This is a genomic window from Aureibacter tunicatorum (genome assembly GCF_036492635.1).
Lineage (GTDB): Bacteria > Bacteroidota > Bacteroidia > Cytophagales > Cyclobacteriaceae > Aureibacter > Aureibacter tunicatorum.
In genome coordinates this window covers 2,657,101-2,674,890 of record NZ_AP025305.1, presented here as the reverse complement: position 1 = coordinate 2,674,890, position 17,790 = coordinate 2,657,101, and the positions used below count along the sequence as shown (strand labels likewise).

19 protein-coding genes are annotated in these 17,790 nt (G+C 36.5%); 5 read left to right on the top strand and 14 right to left on the bottom strand.

The genetic code is table 11. From position 1 onward, the window contains the following. Positions 1 to 46 precede the first annotated feature (46 nt). The 4 genes from AABK36_RS11525 to xseA form a co-directional block, all read right to left on the bottom strand. Complete coding sequence (locus AABK36_RS11525) at positions 47 to 691, bottom strand: hypothetical protein (RefSeq protein WP_309938881.1); 645 nt, start codon at positions 689 to 691, stop codon at positions 47 to 49. A 74-nt stretch (positions 692 to 765) separates the two neighbouring features. Then, complete coding sequence (dinB, locus tag AABK36_RS11520; RefSeq protein WP_309938883.1) at positions 766 to 1,848, bottom strand: DNA polymerase IV; 1,083 nt, start codon at positions 1,846 to 1,848, stop codon at positions 766 to 768. 57 nt (positions 1,849 to 1,905) lie between these two features. After that, on the bottom strand, positions 1,906 to 2,103 hold the full coding sequence (gene xseB, locus AABK36_RS11515) for an exodeoxyribonuclease VII small subunit (RefSeq protein WP_309938885.1): 198 nt from the start codon (positions 2,101 to 2,103) through the stop codon (positions 1,906 to 1,908). Further along, positions 2,093 to 3,403 (bottom strand): exodeoxyribonuclease VII large subunit, encoded by a 1,311-nt coding sequence (gene xseA / locus AABK36_RS11510; RefSeq protein ID WP_309938886.1) that lies wholly within the window; start codon positions 3,401 to 3,403, stop codon positions 2,093 to 2,095. Before xseA ends, xseB begins: the two co-directional genes overlap by 11 nt. Before the next feature lie 172 nt (positions 3,404 to 3,575). On the opposite strand from xseA, the gene AABK36_RS11505 reads away from it, so the two are divergent. Beyond that, positions 3,576 to 4,316, top strand: coding sequence for a Bax inhibitor-1/YccA family protein (locus AABK36_RS11505; protein WP_309938888.1), 741 nt, complete (start codon positions 3,576 to 3,578; stop codon positions 4,314 to 4,316). Between the two features lie 24 nt (positions 4,317 to 4,340). Here the strand turns inward: AABK36_RS11505 and AABK36_RS11500 are convergent, their stop codons facing one another. From AABK36_RS11500 to AABK36_RS11490, 3 genes are all read right to left on the bottom strand, one after another. Next, a complete protein-coding gene (locus AABK36_RS11500; RefSeq protein WP_309938889.1) occupies positions 4,341 to 4,772 on the bottom strand; it encodes a very short patch repair endonuclease in 432 nt (143 codons plus the stop codon). A gap of 102 nt (positions 4,773 to 4,874) precedes the next feature. Then, positions 4,875 to 7,226, bottom strand: a complete 2,352-nt coding sequence (locus tag AABK36_RS11495; RefSeq protein WP_309938890.1) for a PspC domain-containing protein — start codon at positions 7,224 to 7,226, stop codon at positions 4,875 to 4,877. 7 nt (positions 7,227 to 7,233) lie between these two features. After that, positions 7,234 to 7,566 (bottom strand): PadR family transcriptional regulator, encoded by a 333-nt coding sequence (locus AABK36_RS11490; RefSeq protein ID WP_309938893.1) that lies wholly within the window; start codon positions 7,564 to 7,566, stop codon positions 7,234 to 7,236. A 216-nt stretch (positions 7,567 to 7,782) separates the two neighbouring features. Between AABK36_RS11490 and AABK36_RS11485 the strand changes: the two genes are divergently transcribed. Together AABK36_RS11485 and AABK36_RS11480 are read left to right on the top strand one after the other, a co-directional pair. Then, entirely contained in the window at positions 7,783 to 9,417 is a 1,635-nt protein-coding gene (locus tag AABK36_RS11485) for a hypothetical protein (RefSeq protein ID WP_309938895.1), read from the top strand. A gap of 2 nt (positions 9,418 to 9,419) precedes the next feature. Then, the gene (locus AABK36_RS11480) at positions 9,420 to 10,856 is read left to right on the top strand and encodes a DUF5723 family protein (RefSeq protein ID WP_309938896.1); all 1,437 of its coding nucleotides are present in this window, start codon (positions 9,420 to 9,422) and stop codon (positions 10,854 to 10,856) included. Positions 10,857 to 10,964: 108 nt separating this feature from the next. Here the strand turns inward: AABK36_RS11480 and AABK36_RS11475 are convergent, their stop codons facing one another. The 6 genes from AABK36_RS11475 to AABK36_RS11450 form a co-directional block, all read right to left on the bottom strand. After that, positions 10,965 to 11,756 (bottom strand): thymidylate synthase, encoded by a 792-nt coding sequence (locus AABK36_RS11475; protein WP_309938897.1) that lies wholly within the window; start codon positions 11,754 to 11,756, stop codon positions 10,965 to 10,967. A gap of 8 nt (positions 11,757 to 11,764) precedes the next feature. Then, the gene (locus AABK36_RS11470) at positions 11,765 to 12,046 is read right to left on the bottom strand and encodes a hypothetical protein (protein ID WP_309938899.1); all 282 of its coding nucleotides are present in this window, start codon (positions 12,044 to 12,046) and stop codon (positions 11,765 to 11,767) included. 65 nt (positions 12,047 to 12,111) lie between these two features. After that, positions 12,112 to 12,519, bottom strand: coding sequence for a MaoC family dehydratase (locus tag AABK36_RS11465; protein ID WP_309938902.1), 408 nt, complete (start codon positions 12,517 to 12,519; stop codon positions 12,112 to 12,114). A 6-nt stretch (positions 12,520 to 12,525) separates the two neighbouring features. Then, the gene (locus AABK36_RS11460; protein ID WP_309939183.1) at positions 12,526 to 13,176 is read right to left on the bottom strand and encodes an ABC transporter ATP-binding protein; all 651 of its coding nucleotides are present in this window, start codon (positions 13,174 to 13,176) and stop codon (positions 12,526 to 12,528) included. A gap of 261 nt (positions 13,177 to 13,437) precedes the next feature. Beyond that, the gene (locus tag AABK36_RS11455; protein WP_309938904.1) at positions 13,438 to 14,313 is read right to left on the bottom strand and encodes a helix-turn-helix domain-containing protein; all 876 of its coding nucleotides are present in this window, start codon (positions 14,311 to 14,313) and stop codon (positions 13,438 to 13,440) included. A 91-nt stretch (positions 14,314 to 14,404) separates the two neighbouring features. Next, positions 14,405 to 14,674, bottom strand: a complete 270-nt coding sequence (locus AABK36_RS11450; RefSeq protein WP_309938906.1) for a hypothetical protein — start codon at positions 14,672 to 14,674, stop codon at positions 14,405 to 14,407. 190 nt (positions 14,675 to 14,864) lie between these two features. Between AABK36_RS11450 and AABK36_RS11445 the strand changes: the two genes are divergently transcribed. Then, the gene (locus tag AABK36_RS11445) at positions 14,865 to 15,305 is read left to right on the top strand and encodes a peptidylprolyl isomerase (RefSeq protein WP_309938908.1); all 441 of its coding nucleotides are present in this window, start codon (positions 14,865 to 14,867) and stop codon (positions 15,303 to 15,305) included. A 151-nt stretch (positions 15,306 to 15,456) separates the two neighbouring features. Then, positions 15,457 to 15,699 (top strand): SHOCT domain-containing protein, encoded by a 243-nt coding sequence (locus AABK36_RS11440; protein ID WP_309938909.1) that lies wholly within the window; start codon positions 15,457 to 15,459, stop codon positions 15,697 to 15,699. Between the two features lie 43 nt (positions 15,700 to 15,742). Here the strand turns inward: AABK36_RS11440 and AABK36_RS11435 are convergent, their stop codons facing one another. Further along, positions 15,743 to 17,782 carry a thioredoxin domain-containing protein gene (locus tag AABK36_RS11435; RefSeq protein WP_309938911.1) on the bottom strand — a complete coding sequence of 680 codons (2,040 nt, stop codon included), beginning with the start codon at positions 17,780 to 17,782 and terminating at the stop codon, positions 15,743 to 15,745. Positions 17,783 to 17,790 lie beyond the last annotated feature (8 nt).

Below are 17,790 nucleotides of genomic sequence, written 5' to 3'. Positions count from 1 at the left end.
CATCATGATTTTCATGATGACCTTTTTTATTATTGAGTTGTAATTATTACCACATTCTTGATCCAGGATATCTGCCATAAGGTGTCGGCCTTCCATAACCATAACCTGGATAACCTGCTCCGTAACCATATCCGTAAGGATTGCCCGCGCCAACATTTGTTGACTGGATATTAAGAAACAAGTGCGCATTATCTGATATTTTGTAATGAAGTTGCGCATTGACCGAGTAAGCCAAATTATTTGCTTGATTGACAGATCTATTGTGAGCATCATTCATGATCAGGGTTTCTCCAGTGTATTGTCTATTACCAACCAATACTTCCATATTTAGGTCAAGCTTGTTTGATATTGGCAAGTAGATTTGAGGCCCCACCATAGTCGTTGTCATTCTGTACGGACCGTAGTTTTCATTCATATGAACTACTCTCACACCATAGGAGGCTACAGCTTTAGTGCCGGCTATAGTTTTTATTTCTTTATTGATTCTGTGAGAAACATCTATTCCGTAGGTATAGCCTGAAGTTCTTCCGCCCATGTAGGGATTGTAAAAACTACCTGTAGCGAAGAACATATTTAGATCCGTATTAGTAGGCTTAATTTCGTCAAAGCCTTCCACTTCAGTCACATATTGTGCATGGCCAAAAAGTGGTAAAGCGACTATCAATGCTATTATATATGCGATTTTCTTCATCCTCGATCGTTTATGACATTACAAGATAGTAAATTTCTTATTTATAAATACGAGATTTATCATCATTTGCTTATTTAAAAAACGTTAAAATCTATAGACAGTTGTGTCCCAGCCTTGATAATTGTTATACCTTCCAATTTCGAAAGTGTTATGCCTAGTAGTCTTATTTGCAAATTTTCATTGAAATTATCGCTCATGATATCTTTGGCGATATGATAAAGCTCATCTGAAGAACGTATTGTGTGGTTGAAGGTTTTGCTGCGAGTCACTTGTGTGAAGTCGGCGTATTTGATTTTAACAGTGATTGTCTTTCCTGAAATGTTTTGCTTAGTGGCTCTTGACCAGACTTCATCGCTGATTTTATCCAAGGAATGCAAAAGAGCATTCAGTTCAAATTTATTTTCTTCAAAGGTTCTTTCAGCTCCTAACGATTTTCTTGTCCTATGCGGAACAACAGGCCTTTCATCAATGCCTCTGGATATATTGTAAAAGAAAAGTCCAGTCTTACCAAATAGTTTTGTTAGTTGATTAAGAGAGTAGGATTTGATGTCTTTGCCTTTGAAAATATTGTTGGCGTGCATTTTTTTTGCAGTTGCTTTGCCCACCCCAAAGAATTTTTCGATGTCTAGATCTTCAATAAAGCTTTCAATTTCATGGGGAGGGACAATAGTGATTCCATTAGGCTTGTTGTAATCGGAAGCAACTTTCGCTACAAATTTGCAATTTGATACTCCAGCTGATGCCGTAAGGCCTGTTTCCTTGAAAATTTCTTTACGAATATTCTCAGCGATCAGTGTCGCTGAATGAGGCCCCCTTTTGGGAGAGGTTACATCTAAAAAAGCTTCGTCAAGACTGAGAGGTTCCACCAAATCAGTATAGCTGTAGAAAATATCTCGTATTTGTAGAGAAATCTTTTTGTATTGGTCAAAATGCGGCTTGACAAGAATAAGATGAGGACATTTCTTGAGAGCTAAGTGCGTAGGCATAGCGGATCTCACTCCATATTTTCGGGCTTCATAATTGGCTGTAGCAAGAACGCCTCTTTTGGACGTTCCCCCTACAGCGATAGGTTTGTTTTTTAAAGAAGGATCATTCAACTCTTCTACAGATGCGTAAAAAGCGTCCATGTCAATGTGAATGATTTTTCTGTCGTTCATGCGTAACTATTTAATAGGCTATTAAATTTAGTTAAGCTAAATGAAAATTTAAACTAATTAGTTTAGTTTTTCGATTGATTTGTTAATTTTTTCTTCAGTATTCTGAAGTTTGCCTTTGCAATACTCCATTAGTTTTCCCGCTTCCTCTATTAGAGACAGCAGTTCATCAAGATCGGTTTCAGGGTTTTCTACCTTTTCCAAAATCGATTCTAATTTTTTCATCGCTTCTTTATACGATAGATTTTCAATTTCCATATGTTTCGGTATTCGTTATTTTACTGCTAATTTTTATGTCTTTGACAATTGTCTCAATATTATCGCCAATGTTGATTTTCGAATTGTTGTTAATGACTTTCCCATTAAGCAAAGTGATGGAATATCCTCTTTCCATTATTCTATTTGGATGCAATAAGGCAATGGTTTTGTATTGCATATCCAATTTGTGCTTCTCGCGTTCTATTCTTGAGAGCGTTTTAAACTTTATTTTCTCAAAAATGGCTTCGAATTCTTGGTTTTTAGTAAATATGCGCTTGCTGGAGCTTGCTGAAATTCTGTTTCCAATAGAGCGAAGCTTATTGCTTTCGAAGTGAAGTCTGTCAGTCGAATATATTTTGATATTTTGGCTTAGCTTAGTTAGTTTTAAATTTTCAGCGCTTAATCGCTGCTGTGTGCTTTCCAGAATTTTTTGAAAATAATAGTTCAACATTCCGTCAAACTCCACTGATTTTTCAATTATGAATGCAGAAACAGCTGTAGGTGTTTTAAAAGATGTATGAGCTACCATATCGGCTATTGATTCGTCCCTGTCATGTCCTATGCCTGTCAAAACAGGGATAGGGAACTGTGCTATGTGAGCCGCTAAGTTGTAAGTGTCATAGCAGTCCAAGTCTATTTTAGAACCTCCGCCTCTAATGATAGCTACGCAATCAAATTGATCAATCTCATCATGAATCGCATACAAGGCTTGTATGATGCTGTTTTCAGCCTTTTCTCCTTGCATAATGGAGGGGAAATGGGAAATGTTGAATTTTAGTCCTTGTGAATTGCCCAGCAATTGATTTTGAAAATCTTCAAAACCCGCTGCTGTATTTGAACTGATTACCGCGATATTTTGCAGTACCGTAGGCAATTCCAAGTCCTTGTTCATATCCATGATCCCATCTTTTTGCAGGGCATTGATAATAGCAAGTTTTTCCTTGGCTTTTTCGCCTAGTGTATAGCTTGGGTCTATGTCGTTGATTGTTAGGCTTAAGCCAAATACTGGATGGAAATCGACATTCGCATTAGCAAGGATTTTCATGCCGACTTGCAATCTGTTTCCGGTTGATTGCTCAAACCAACTAATTATTTTACGGTATGTAAAAGCCCATATATTGGCTCTGATTTTGGCTTTGATTTGATTATTCTCTTTCTCAACTAGCTCTAGGTAACAATGTCCTGAAGCATTTAGGCTTATTTGACTAACTTCAGCAATGACCCAGTAGGACAGTGAGAGATTTTTATTGATAGTTTTTTTGACAATGTTTGTTAAGTCGCTAAGTTTTATATTTTCCATTTCTCACTTTAAGGTTATAGTGATATAAGGTTTTAGACTAATTTGTTTATACTATGATTGTTAATTTCAGGCGGTTTCTATTAAATTCCATGAGCATGAGGTTTTGGTTGAGTTAATAAATAACAATAATAGAAAAAATTAGTCTTAGAACTATGACAAACCTGAAATTCAGATGAATATTACCAAAACATCAAATCCAGTATTTAGAAGTCTGGAAAACCGATCTACAATTTCTCAAGGCCAAGGTGTGATGAGTGCTCAGGGAGCGGCAACTAAAGCGATTCTGTTGTCGCTGATTATCGTTGTATGCGCGATGTATACTTTTGCTCAGACATTGCAAGGGGCTAATATGGGAGGTTTGGCGATGATGGGGGCTATTGGTGGATTTTTGTTGGCTTTGGTAACAGCATTCAAAATGGAGTGGGCTAGATTCACTGCCCCAATTTATGCTGTATTCGAAGGATTATTTTTAGGCGCTGTATCAGGGGTCTTTGAGAGGTCATATCCAGGCATTGCTATTGAGGCAGTGATGGGAACTATGGGGACATTATTAACTATGTTGATCATTTATAAAATGGGCTTGGTAAAAGTGACGAATAAATTTCGAATGGGAGTGTTCGCCGCAACAGGAGGTATTTTTTTGGTGTATCTTTTCTCATGGATTTTGAGTTTGTTTGGAGTGCATTCGGGTTTTTTGTATAGCGGAAGTCTATTTAGTATTGGTTTTACTATTTTTGCGATTATTATCGCAGCGTTGAATCTTGTTTTGGATTTTGATTTTATCGTCAGAGGGGAAGAGTCGGGTTTGCCAAAATATATGGAATGGTATGGAGCTTTTGGCCTTATGGTTACTTTAGTGTGGTTGTATATTGAAATATTGAATTTATTGGCAATGCTGGCGCAAAGAGATTAACAAACGAATAGATTGCAGACTTAGTTATTTGTTTAAAATCTTCAATGTTAAAGCCTGGATGTTCTTTTCCGCAATGCTTTTCTTCAATTCGCATTCCCAAATGATAAGGACTTTCCAGCCTAGCTCTATTAGTGAGGCATAGTTTTTCTTATCACGCAAGATGTTGTTTCGGATTTTCTTTTTCCAGTAAAATACATTGGACTTTGGCAGTCTGAAATTCTTGCAATTTTGATGGCCATGCCAGAAGCATCCATTGATGAATATAACAGTTTTATACCTAGGCAGGACAATGTCCGGCTTGCCGGGCAGAGTGGTATTTTTGTACCTTCCGTATAGGTTGAATCTAAAGCCCATCGAATGTAGTTTTTTTCTTACAACTAGCTCTGGCTTTGTGTTTTTCGATCTGATTTTAGACATTAATCTCGATCGAGATGATTTAGATATGGTATCTGTCAATGAAATATAGCGCTTTTTGAGAAAAAGTACTCAAAAACTTTGCAAAGGTAAATAAAGGTTGAACAGAATTTCTTCTGTCCCAACCTTTATTGCTTTTATCATTTAATCTTTTTTATTTACTTCACTGTTTCCTTTGATATTGGTGTTGATATTTTTTGGAGATCCCCAATAGTTTATTAAGCTGTTGTTATAAGTTTTGGCACTGAGCTTTTCTTCAGGGCTGATTTCGGCTTTAGCTGATTCTGTAAGTTCTATTTCGATATTTGAGCTAATAAGCTCTTTGGCTGATATTGTGGAATTTTCATTGCCTTCTATTTCCAAGTCCACGGTTTTGCCTGACAATGTTGCTTTGGAATTATCGTAAAGCTCTAGCTCTATTTTTTTAGCGTCAATATTTGAAGCGATTAATTGAGAGTGTCCATTTAAGATAAGTTCAATTTTGTCTACATTTTCAAAGTTAGCGTTGAGCGTCGCTTTTCCTTCTAGAATGATTTTTTTGACACCTGTTGGGATATTTATATCAGCGTTTATTCGACCCTTGTTAGGGTTTGACAAGTATAAAATTTCATCGCTTTGAGCGATATCGAGTTTGTTGCGAATTTCATTTGAAATTTCGATTCCTAAGTTATTCCCGATTGTAGATGAAATATCGAGATTCCCATCGATGATAATTTCTTCAAAGATTATGTCTTTCAGGCTCTCTGTATTGAGATTTCCTTGAGACAAATTGCATGATTGACAAACCAGATCATTTTGCTTGTCAAAATACCATACATTATTATCCAGCATATTTTCGTCGTAGCCAAATCTGTATAAAATATTCTTATCTAGTATATTGTCTAGGTCTTCGTCAATAGTGAATTTTTGGTCATATGGGATGAAAAGTCTCAAGCGAAGCTTTTGATCTCTAAACTTTGACTCAGGCTTGAAGAAATAAGAGTCATCCAAAGTCAAAGTAGAGTCATTTATTGTATAAGAGTAGGAGATGTCTCCGGCTCTGAGCATTGCCATTTCTTTGTTTTTGCCATGGGATTCTTTTAGTTCAATGATTTTTATGGACTTTCCATTATAGCCTTCAATTTGAAGATCATTTACTTGATGAGCTTTATAGCCATTGATTTTATTGCTATTAATCATGATGATTTCACCATTCAAATTCAATGTCTCTTCGGACTTTGCCGTTTCAATTTGGCTAAATGAAGTAGCTATTTGAGTTGATACAACCACGCTTCCGATTATTCCGATGCAGAAAAGACTTAGCAATGCCCAATGGATTCCTGACTTTATTTTTAAATCATTTTTGATTAACACTAGCCCGAGTATGATTAAATATGCCAATGGCGGAATCATAATCATTATAGTGAAGAAGTAGATTCCAATCGGGAAGCTATGAATGAACAGTGCCGCTGGAAAAGTTCCAAAATCAAAATTTACTAGGCCTACTACAATTAGCAGGAATATTATGCTCATGCAAAAAGTCACGACTCCAACAAGAATAAATACTACACCTGTGATTATACTGATGGCATCTTTTAAGAAGATTAAAAGCGGTTTCATATGCTTGCCAAGATATTCAAATACAGATGAAAGCACTCTGAAAGGAAGCAATATTATTTTCGCAAGAACAGACTCCTCTTTTTCATCGGTTTCAAGTTTTGACTTGATAGAATTTTCAATATTTGAAAGTGTTATAGGTTCTCCTTTCATCTGGACTCTGTCACTGAATGATTTAGCCTTGGGTGTGATGGACCATATAATGATATAAATCAATATGCCAGTTCCACCAAGAAAGAAAGAAAGTATAAATACCAATCGAATTACAATAGCATCAACGCCTAAATATGAAGCAATACCGCTCGCCGATCCGCTGATAATCTTATTGTTTGGATCTCTAAATAGTTTGCGGTTGAATTTTTGTTCTTCCAAGTCATCTTTAGCCGGGACAATGATCCACATGATGATGTATGAGATAAACAATCCGAAGAAAATAGGTGGAAACCAAAAAATACCGAAGGCTAGGCACAGGAATATTAGCCTTAGCCAAATACTGTCTACTTTGAAGTAATGCCCAAGACCTGCAAGAACGCCTGCCAATAGCTTTCTTTGAGTATCTCTGTATAATTTTTTGTTTGAAGGGGGCGTGTTATGGACTTTTTCTTCTTCATTTTCTTCTATAAATGGCTGGTCCTCAACTTCTTTGAAGTCTTCAATACTGCCCATCATAGAAATTATTTCCTCGACATCCTCAAGTGATATTACTTGTTTGTTTTTGTCAAGTTTGGTAAGAAATACTTCAGCGATTCTATTTTCGATATCGTCAATGATTTCTTCATTGTCTTCAAAAGTTGAGAAATATTTTCGAATTTCTTTGAGGTATTTTTGAAGCTTTTCGAATCCGTCTTCTTCGATATGGAATATTATTCCACTAATATTTATGCTTATGTTTTTTTTCATGATGGGATTAGGCTTTGGTGTTGAGTATAAGGTCTGTCGATTCTTTAAGTTCATGCCAAGTGGATGACATCATTTCTAAAAATTGGAAACCTTTTTCCGTTAGTTCATAATATTTTCTCGGCGGGCCAGAAGAGGATTCTTTCCAGCTGTAGTCGAGCAGTCCGCCTTTTCTTAGTCTGGTAAGCAGAGGGTAAAGGGTCCCTTCCACGACCATTATTTTAGCGTCTTTAAGTTCTGTCAGCATATCAGAAGCATATACTTCACCTCTGGAAATGATTTTGAGTATGCAGAATTCCAATATACCTTTTCGCATTTGTGCTTTGGTGTTTTCTATTTTCATTTGTGTAGTCTCTAAAGTACCTTGCAATACATAGTACTATACGCTAAGTTATTTCATATTGTTTGATTTTTCATAAGAATAATTTTAAAAAATAATGGAAAGTAAAATTACTTCATATAGTTATATAGAAAGGTTTTATAGTGATATGAGATTGAGAACCTATTGAATTAAAGGGTGTTATTGATATGAATTCCTAGTAAACGAAATGTGAAGGGTATGAAGAGAACACCTACTATTATTTTAAAATGCTTTCTGGTTCTTTTGGCTTGTTATCAAACAAGCTGTATCAGTGAGTTAACGAATTTGGATAGTTATTCGGACAGTCTTAATATTAACATTCCCGGCTCATTGCCAATGGGCGAGTTTAATTACAGCTTTGAAGACTTCTTGACAGAGATGGATAGTTCGGTTAATGTTGAAAGCCGAGATGGAAATTTGGTCTTGGTAGTGGAGGAAAAGCTTAATCCACAAAAAGCCGAAGATATTATTTCAATTGATGATCAGCAGTTTACAGATAGAATTTCATTGAACAATTCGCCTTTTGAAGTTAATGAGGACACGCCATTGAATATTCCCGAAGAGCGGTTTGAATTCGAGTTGAACATGGAAGATGATATATTATTGGATTCTGTATGGTTTAAAGGAGGTGTAATGGCATTGGAGTTTGAACCTATTAGTGATTTGCCATTGGATGCAAATATTGTTGTTTATTCATTGAAGGATGGTGAGAGAGTTCATAAGGAAAATCTTCGTATAGAAACAGGTGAGAGTAATCAAATTAACATTCCATTGACCTATTTGACCGGAGTTTTTGAAAATGAATCTCAAGTGAAAAATAGGTTTACATTGGGTATGGCGCTGCAAGGGAATATCCCTGCTAATCGTACAGTAGGAAATATTTTAGAGTTCAGAGTTAAATTGATAGATGTTCAATATAAAGCTGTATTTGGAGACTTTGGACATATGGCAATAGATATGGGGCAGACGAGCTTTGATATAGATTTGTTTGGAGACGAATTGGAAGGAGATATGAAGTTCGCTTCTCCAAGTATCACTTTTAATGTTGAAAATAGCTTTGGTTTTCCTTTTAGGTTGAACTTCAAAGACTTTAGCGCCCAGAAGAACGAGGAAGAGTATAAATTGAAAGGGATGGCTTTGAATCAAAATACGTTGGTTCCTCGACCAATGGAATTCAAAGGTAAGTCTTTGCATCAAATAATTATTGACAATTCGAATTCTAATTTGAAAGAACTGCTAGACGTTATGCCTGAAAGTTTTAATGTCGACGCTTCTGCTACTGTGAACGACATGGAGCCTTTTCCGCATTCGAATTATTTATTTGACGACAGCGAAGCGAAAGTTTCAGTAAATATGGAGTTGCCTTTTGATATAGCGATGCGAAAATTCGGTTTTAGGGATACCGTGGACTTTTTTAGCTTGGATGAGAAATTCACAAGCAGAGTGAAAAAAGCATTGTTGGAAATAAGGACTAAAAATGAAATGCCATTGTCGATTGGATTTCAGATTTTCTTTCTAGACAAGAATATGGAAGTAATTGATTCTGTGTTTACTGATCCGGATATCAACAACAAAATAGGGGCGGCCGAAGTGGATCAGAATGGTACAGTAACTTCAATGATGCAGGAAAAAGCATATGTCTTGTTAAGCGACAAGTTGATGGATAGACTTAGTGATATACACTATTATTCAATGAAGTTGCAGATGAATACGCCTTCCGAGATGGAGAGTGTTGCTTTTAGAAATACAGACAGCTTGAGTATTAAAGTAGCAATTCATGCTGATATAGACACAGGAATCAATGTAAGGGATAATATTAATGAAAGGATGTAGAGATGAAAAGAATTTTATTTGTAATAATATTTTTGACGAGTATTTCCTTGGGAGATTTGTATGCCCAGTATGACTTTAGTTTATATGATTTAGGTAATTTTACACCGCAAGCAAATGGCTTAAATCCTTCATTTTTCCCGGAAAAAAGGTTTTATATTGGTTTTCCTGCCGTTTCAAGTGTGAATTTAAGCATGACCAATGGGTTTTCTTTTAATCAGTTTTTTCGGAAAAATGATCAAGGAGAGTTCGTTATCGATTTGAATTACTTGGCAGATAACCTTGCTGAAAATAATTATTTGCGTAACTCAATTGAATTAGAGGTTTTTAGTTTCGGCTATCAAGTGAAAAAGAATTTTTTTAATATAGGCTTGAAGGCCAGGTTTCAAAATGATTTTGACATGCCCGATGGAATAATTAATGAAATTTTGGATGGTAACGGAAACATCGGTTTAGTGGAATTTGAAGGTTTGTCGCAACATGGATTTCAACCAGATGACGGCAAAAGTGACCTTAGAGAGATTGGCTCCGAAAGCTTGCAAATAAATTCGATTACTTTCGCTGAAGTAGGTTTGGGTTATGGACGCAAAGTGAATGATAGGTTGACTTTAGGAGTAAAAGTGAAATTTCTGAAAGGAATGGTTAATGTTGAGTCGAATAATTTGCAGGGAGCTCTTGCGACAAATTTATCTGAAAGTAGGTTGAGTATTTCTACAGATGCGGGAGCTGAACTGAAGACGACAGGAGTGATGGCCCTGATTAATGATGACAATAGCAATTATTCCAATTTTTTCGATTATGCGATTAAGAATAAGAATTATGGGTTTGCATTCGATTTTGGAGCGAGTTATCAAGTAAATGATTACTTGCATGTTAGCGGATCAATTATAGATTTAGGCTTTATACATTGGAAAGACGATGTGGAAAATCATCAGGTGAATCAAATTAATTATACATTGGATGGAAATGAGTTTTCGGATATTTTATCTTTTGAAGGAGGGGAAGACAAAATAGAGGATCGTTTGGAAGATGAGTTGGATGTATTGGATTCCACATTTCGGGTAAAAGCTATAGATAGGAGTTATAGAAGTACCTTGGCGTCGAAAATGTATTTGAACGGAACATTTACTTTGGAGAGGCACTCTGTGGGTTTGACTTTTGCTGGAACGTATAATCAGAATGATTTCAATCCTGGATTTAGTTTATTGTACTTTTATCAGATAAATGAATTGTTAAAAGCTGGGGGAACAGTAGGTTATGTTAATGAAGGAATTCATAATGTTGGTATTGCAGTTGCTTTGAATTTAGGCCCTGTTCAATTGTACACTACAACGGACAACCTCTTTGGTATTGTCAATGTGAATAATGCCAAATCGGCAAATGTTCACTTCGGGATCAACTTGCTCTTTGGAAAAGATCCGAATAAGGAAGATGATGAATAATGAAAAAAATGAATAAAGGCGCGAAATAATATAGTAGGGATTCGATAGTAGTAGGAAGAGCTTAAGCGAAATTTCGCTTAAGCTCCGCGCTATTTTAGTATTTTTTGATTAAACAGCAACGATGCCTTTGATATGCGGATGAGCTTCGTAATTCTTAAGTTCAAAGTCTTCATATTCGAAATCAAATAGACTTTCTCTGTCTTTGATAATCATCTGAGGAGAATCAAATGGTTTTCTTGTTAATTGAAGGCTGACTTGATCATAATGATTGGAATAAATATGGGCATCTCCTAATGTATGCACAAAATCCCCATATTCAAGTCCGCTCACTTTGGCGATCATCATAGTCAGTAGAGCATAAGAGGCAATGTTAAAAGGCACTCCTAAAAATATATCGGCAGATCTTTGATACAATTGACAAGATAGTTTTCCATCCGCGACATAAAATTGAAATAAAGCATGGCATGGAGGAAGATTCATATTTGGAATTTCACCGACATTCCAAGCACTTACAATCATTCTTCTCGAATCAGGATTATTTTGAATTTGATCCAAGACTTGTGAAATTTGATCAATGTGTTTGCCGTCCGCAGTTGGCCAACTTCTCCACTGAACTCCGTAAATAGGCCCTAAGTCTCCATTTTCATCCGCCCATTCATCCCAGATTCTCACTCCATTTTCTTTCAGGTATTTGATGTTGGAATCTCCTTTTAAGAACCAAAGCAGTTCATGGATAATGGATTTCAGATGAAGTTTTTTTGTAGTTAACAAAGGAAAGCCTTTGGATAGATCAAAGCGCATTTGATGTCCAAAGATACTTTTTGTCCCTGTGCCAGTTCTATCGTGCTTTTCCACGCCATTCTCCATGACATGGCGCATCAAGTCAAGATATTGTTGCATGTTATGAATTATTCAGACTTGTCAGATTTAGATTTTGAGCATGATTTGGATTTGCTGCATGATTTTGCATTTTGCTCATTGGAAGAAGTTTTAGCTTCCTTGTCTGCGCAAGCTTTTTTACAACTTTTCTTATCCGATGAGCATGCTTTTTTGTCTTCCTTGCTGCATTTTTTTCCGCATTTTTTTTCTGGGCACTCTACTTTTACATCGTTGGAAGTGATTTCCGATGCTGCAAATGATCCAAAAGATATAAGCAAAGATGCCGTCAATAATATCAATGTCTTCTTCATGCTAGTATTATTTTTTAAGTTGATTTAATAATTATATGATTTTTTCATAACATAATCAAGCAATGTTACAGCAAATTAGAGTGCATGACTTGAGCAATTCCGTCTAAATGCACCTTTTGTCTACCGTCAATGTTTTTGATCTCAACTTTTATATCAGCGATATGTTTTGTTTCATTGATGTCAACAATCTCAAATAAGGCTTCATATGCTACATCAACAAACATTGCTCTTTTGAAGCTTAAGCTTTGCCCAAGATACACAGAGCCTTCTCCCGGGAATTTAGTTCCCAAAACATTGGAAAAAATACTGGCTCCAAGCATTCCATGAACGATAGGTTTTTTGAAAGGCGTATTGGCAGCGTACTCTGCATCCAAGTGCAAAGGATTGAAATCACCTGTAACTTCGGCGAATTTATTGACCTGATCTTGAGTGAATGTGAATTTGTATGAATATGTGTCTCCTACTTTATACATGATATTTTAGATTAGTTTACCATCTGCCATTTCTAATTTTCTATCCGCCATATTCGCCAACTCATTGTTATGAGTTACTAAGACGAAAGCGCATTCTAATTCCTTACGCAGGTCCAAAAAAAGTTGATGAAGCTCTTTGGCGCTTTTTGAGTCAAGGTTGCCGCTTGGTTCGTCTCCAAAGACGATATGAGGCTTGTTGATCAAGGCTCTTGCGATTGCGACTCTTTGTTGTTCGCCGCCGGATAATGCTTGTGGTTTGTGGTCCGCTCTAGAAGAGAGGTTTAGCATTTCCAGTAACTCTTTAGCCCTTTTGACTACTTCCGCTTCTGGCTTTTGAGCTATATAGCCAGGCATGCATATATTTTCGAGTGCGGTGAACTCCGGCAATAGATTGTGAAATTGGAATACGAAACCTATGTATTGGTTTCTGAACTGAGCCAGTTGATTGGCTTTCATTTTGGTGATGTTCTCACCGTTGATGAGAATTTCACCAGTGTCAGGCGTGTCCAATGTTCCTAATATATGAAGCAAAGTGCTTTTTCCTGCCCCTGAAGCTCCTACAATAGATACAATTTCGCTTTTCTCCAAAGTGAAATCGACTGTGTCAAGAACTTGAAGGTCTCCGTAAACTTTTGATATACCTACTGCTTTTAACATTTCCTTAGTCATGCGTGAGTTTATTCCAACAAACATACAACTAAATGGTGTTTTTTGCTGTAGAGACGGGTTTTAAAATTAAATAAAAAAGCCGGACGATTAGATCCGACTAAAAATAGACATTATCACGATTGATTTTTTATACCATTTTATTTCCCTCCGGAGGGAATACAAGGGAGGATGATTAAGAAAACCATAAAAAACTAATCGTGATAAACATTAATATATGCTTGTTATATATTATCATATTTAATTTTGTGATCAACTTCTTTTAAGCTTAGTCACTTCGTCTTTGAGTTCGATGACGATTTTTGTCAAATCCTCAAGCGTGATTGTTGGCGCTTCTTTTTGAGCTGTAGTGCTTGTATTGTTGGCTTGCGTATTGTTTTGATAATAATTGTTTCCTTCCGGAAAGGCAACTGATATGAATGCTTTTGCTTCCCATACTTCCAATACATCGTCTCCAAATACTTCGTAAGGCTCGTAAGATTCATTATCGGATACTAGAAAGAATTTGCTGTTTTCATCCAAGTAATTAAAAACTCTTTTGTATACGACACCTTCGTCTTTAGTTACCAACACATAGGTTTGGCCATTTTTAACAGATGAGATATTTTCAATGTATTTGCTGATAATGACTGTGCCGGATTGCAATGGAAGCATTGAGTCTCCTGATATTTCAAATGCTCGATAAGTACCGTCATTTGGTAGCATAGGCAGTTGAAATTTAGGCAAATCTTGTATATAATCCGGATCGGCATAGCCTGAAGTGTATCCTGCGGAAGCTTTGTGTGGCACTAATTCGATGTTTTCATTTTCTTCATTATCGACAGTGATCGTCAAGATCTTTGTATCCGTTTTTGCGGGTTTGGTAACTTTGTTTTTAGCTTCGAAGATCGTTTGAATGTCTTTGATCTTTTTTTCAGAAAGCTTGGCGAATTCCAAAGTGATCAAGTGGTCAACAGATACTTTGAAAAGTCGTGATATCGTTAGCAAGTTGACAAGCCTGGGATCTGAGCGTCCTTCTTCATAAGCTCCAACCAATGATCTTTTCACACCGATTAGTTCTGCGAATTTGGCTTGAGTGATATTTAGTCTTTTACGAAAGAATTTTATATTTCTGCTTATTAGGGTCATTTTGCTAATAGTTTTTTATAAAAACGTATATTTTTAGACAATATAGTTGATTTTATTTACTTATAAAATAATAGACTACAAAAATTAGTATTCAAGCGGTCCGGTACAGTAGCAAATCATCTTGTTTTTGGCAAATTCGGTGAAGGCTGTACAGGTGGTTGTGTTGGTAGCAGTCATTATTTAAAAAATGTTTAATTTCTTTTTTTAAATATTCAACTACTTCATTTTCTGACTCGTTGCCAATGATCAAGTAATATCCATAAACAGTGAGTTGGCTTTGTTCATACCAATGAAAATGGAGTTGTATCTTGCCTGAATTGAGTTCTTTGGGGAGCAGTTTCAAGGTTATTGGTGATTTCATGGCAAAAGACGCTAAGATTTATAGAATACTGTCGATTGATTTCTAGCAAATTTATCAAAAATAAATTAATTAGCAATATGTTGCCATTTTTTTTAGTGTTTTAGTTTTTTGAAGCTTGGGTATATTTTTTGAAAAAGAATGATGAATATTTATATATTTGCTGACACAGTTAACAACAAAAATCAATAAAATGTCAAAAAAAGCGGAAATCCAAACTTCGAAAGGCGTGATGAGCGTTGTATTTTATGACAACGATGCACCTAATACAGTTGCCAACTTTATCAAACTTGCTAAAGAAGGTTTTTACGATGGTTTGAAGTGGCATAGAGTAATACCTGGCTTTGTGATTCAGGGTGGTTGTCCTGATGGAACAGGCGCAGGCGGTCCTGGTTATTCTATTGATTGCGAGCTTACAGGCGACAATCAATTTCATGACAAAGGAGTATTGTCTATGGCTCATGCTGGAAGAAATACTGGCGGATCTCAGTTCTTTATTTGCTTGAGCAGAGCTCAAACTCAACATTTGGATAGAAATCATACTTGCTTTGGCAAGGTTGTGTCCGGGCTGGATGTATTGGATCAAATTAGACAAGGAGACTTGATCGAAAAGATTGTCGTGACTGAAGAATAGAACTTTGAACTCAGATGTTGCAGCCCGCTAGAAATAGCGGGCTTTTTTATTTTTAGGAAATGCAAGACTGCTCTTGGATTTTTAGACTACCATTTTCAAAAAACTTTTGTAGGCGGCAAGAGTTGATTTACAAGATCAAATATTGCAAAATATGTATTACAGCTTTTGGGGAATGCACTTGTTTTGGTGGATAATTTGGGTTCTGTTGCTTGTTTGGATTTTTATGACTCCCTACACCATACCGGGAGAAATGAGACCCAAGGAGGATCCGTTTGATATCTTGAAAAAACGATTCGCTAAAGGGGAAATCAATGAAGAGGAATATAAAAAGAAGAAAAAATTCCTAGAAGAAGACAGAAAGTCTTCCAAAGATCAATCGAAAGATAAAAAATGAGTTATCTGTCCTTACAGGTAAATGCAAGGACAGATAATTCGAATCAATCCATCGAAAGGTAAACCATGGCTTCTTTCACAGATTTTACTGGAGGATAACAAGCCTGACCGCTACAGACGAATATTAATGATTCTTGTTGGCCATTAGCTTTATCCTTGGCCATTGGCAATTCGCTTTCAGCACTTGCAAAAACTTCATTGATCAAACCTTTTTCTTCAAACACGAGCCTTGTTTTCTGAATATCAGAACCGCTCAGAATTATTTGAGCTGGCGATTTAACCACTTTAGCATATATCGATGCCCATTTTGACATGTATTCGACTTCGGTTAGTGCCAATGGAGCCATTTGGTTTAGCATACTGTAAAGCATATTTTCCAGATATTCATCATCGAATAATTGTGACAGGTAGTAAAGGTTGTCGGCCATGACAGCATTTGATGATGGGATTACCTGGTCGAAGATATCCTTTTTACGTGAAATTAATGCTTCTCCATTTTGGTCAGAATAAAAGTATAGTTTCTCTTCATTATCATAAAAGTTTTCAATGACATAATCCGCGAACTCTTTAGCTTTCAAGGCGTATTTGTCTTCCAGAGTCGCTTGATGCAATCTTAATAGCGCGGATATCAGATGAGCATAATCTTCAAGGTAGGCAAGGGCTGAATTCGTTGGATCTTTTAATGAACGAAGAAGTTTGGAGTCATTTTGAATGTAGATTTCCAAAAGCTTATTCATATGTGAAACAGCTTTGTCGAGATATTTTCCATCTTTTGTAGCTAGAAAAGCATCGGTAAGGCCTTGGTTCATCATTGCATTCCAACTTGTCAATGCTTTGTTGTCCAGACCCGGCATAACTCTTTTCTTTCGCTCTTCGAATAATATTTGATTCGCTTCAAGGAGCGTTTTATCAACCTCCACAACGCTTATTTTATGTTGATCAGCGACTTTTTTCAAATTGTTTTTGAAAATAATATTTTGGCCATCTTCAAAGTTGCCTTCTTTGGTGATTTGATAAGCTGAGATAACTATTTCAGCTTCTTTTTCAGAAATCAGATTTAAAATTTCTTCATAAGTCCAAGTATAGAATTTGCCTTCGACTCCTTCACTATCAGCATCCAAAGCGGAATGGTAAATTTGATCTTCCAGAAGACATTCCGTGGCAAATTTGTCGATGCCTTCAATAATGCTTTTATAAAGAGAAGAGTTTGACTTCAAGTACCCTTTGGCATAAAGCGACATCAATTGGCCATTGTCATAAAGCATTTTTTCAAAATGAGGCGCGAACCATCTTTCATCTACAGAATATCTGCAAAACCCACCGCCTATAATATCATATATTCCTCCATAAGCCATTTTATCCAAAGTGAAAAGCGCATGTTGAAGAGCGGGTTCGTTTCCTGTCAGCGTATTGGCGTTTAATAAAAATTCCCAAAGCGAAGGCATAGGAAATTTTGGCGATTTTTTTATGCCGCCAAATTCCGGATCAAAATTTCTGGAAATTTGGCCGACCATGCGGTCGACTCTTTCTTTGGCGTAATCATGAGCTTGGTCGTTAAGTTTATAGCGATTTTTTTCGCTGACTTGAATAGCTCCCGTAAGCTTTTTGGCGCTTTGAGTAAGCTCTTCTCTGCGATTTTTGAAGGCCTCGTCTATAGCCATAAGCAATTCTTCCCAGCGTGTAGGAGGAAAATACGTCCCTCCGTAGAACGGCATTTGATCAGGGGTAAGGAACACATTCAACGGCCACCCGCCTTGAATGCCCATTTTTTGGACGGCGTCCATGTAAATATTATCGATATCCGGCCTTTCTTCTCTGTCGAGCTTTATGCAAACGAAGTGCTCGTTCATGATTTGGGCAAGCTTTTCATTTTCAAAGCATTCTCTTTCCATCACATGGCACCAGTGACAAGCCGAGTATCCAATGCTTAAAAGTATTGGTTTGTCCTTATCTATAGACTCTTGAAGTGATTCATCGTTCCACATTTTCCAATTTACAGGATTGTGGGCATGCTGTAACAAATATGGACTTTTCGAATGAATAAGGTCGTTGGTGTATTTTGGTTTGGTTTGTTCGGGACTCATGATCAAAT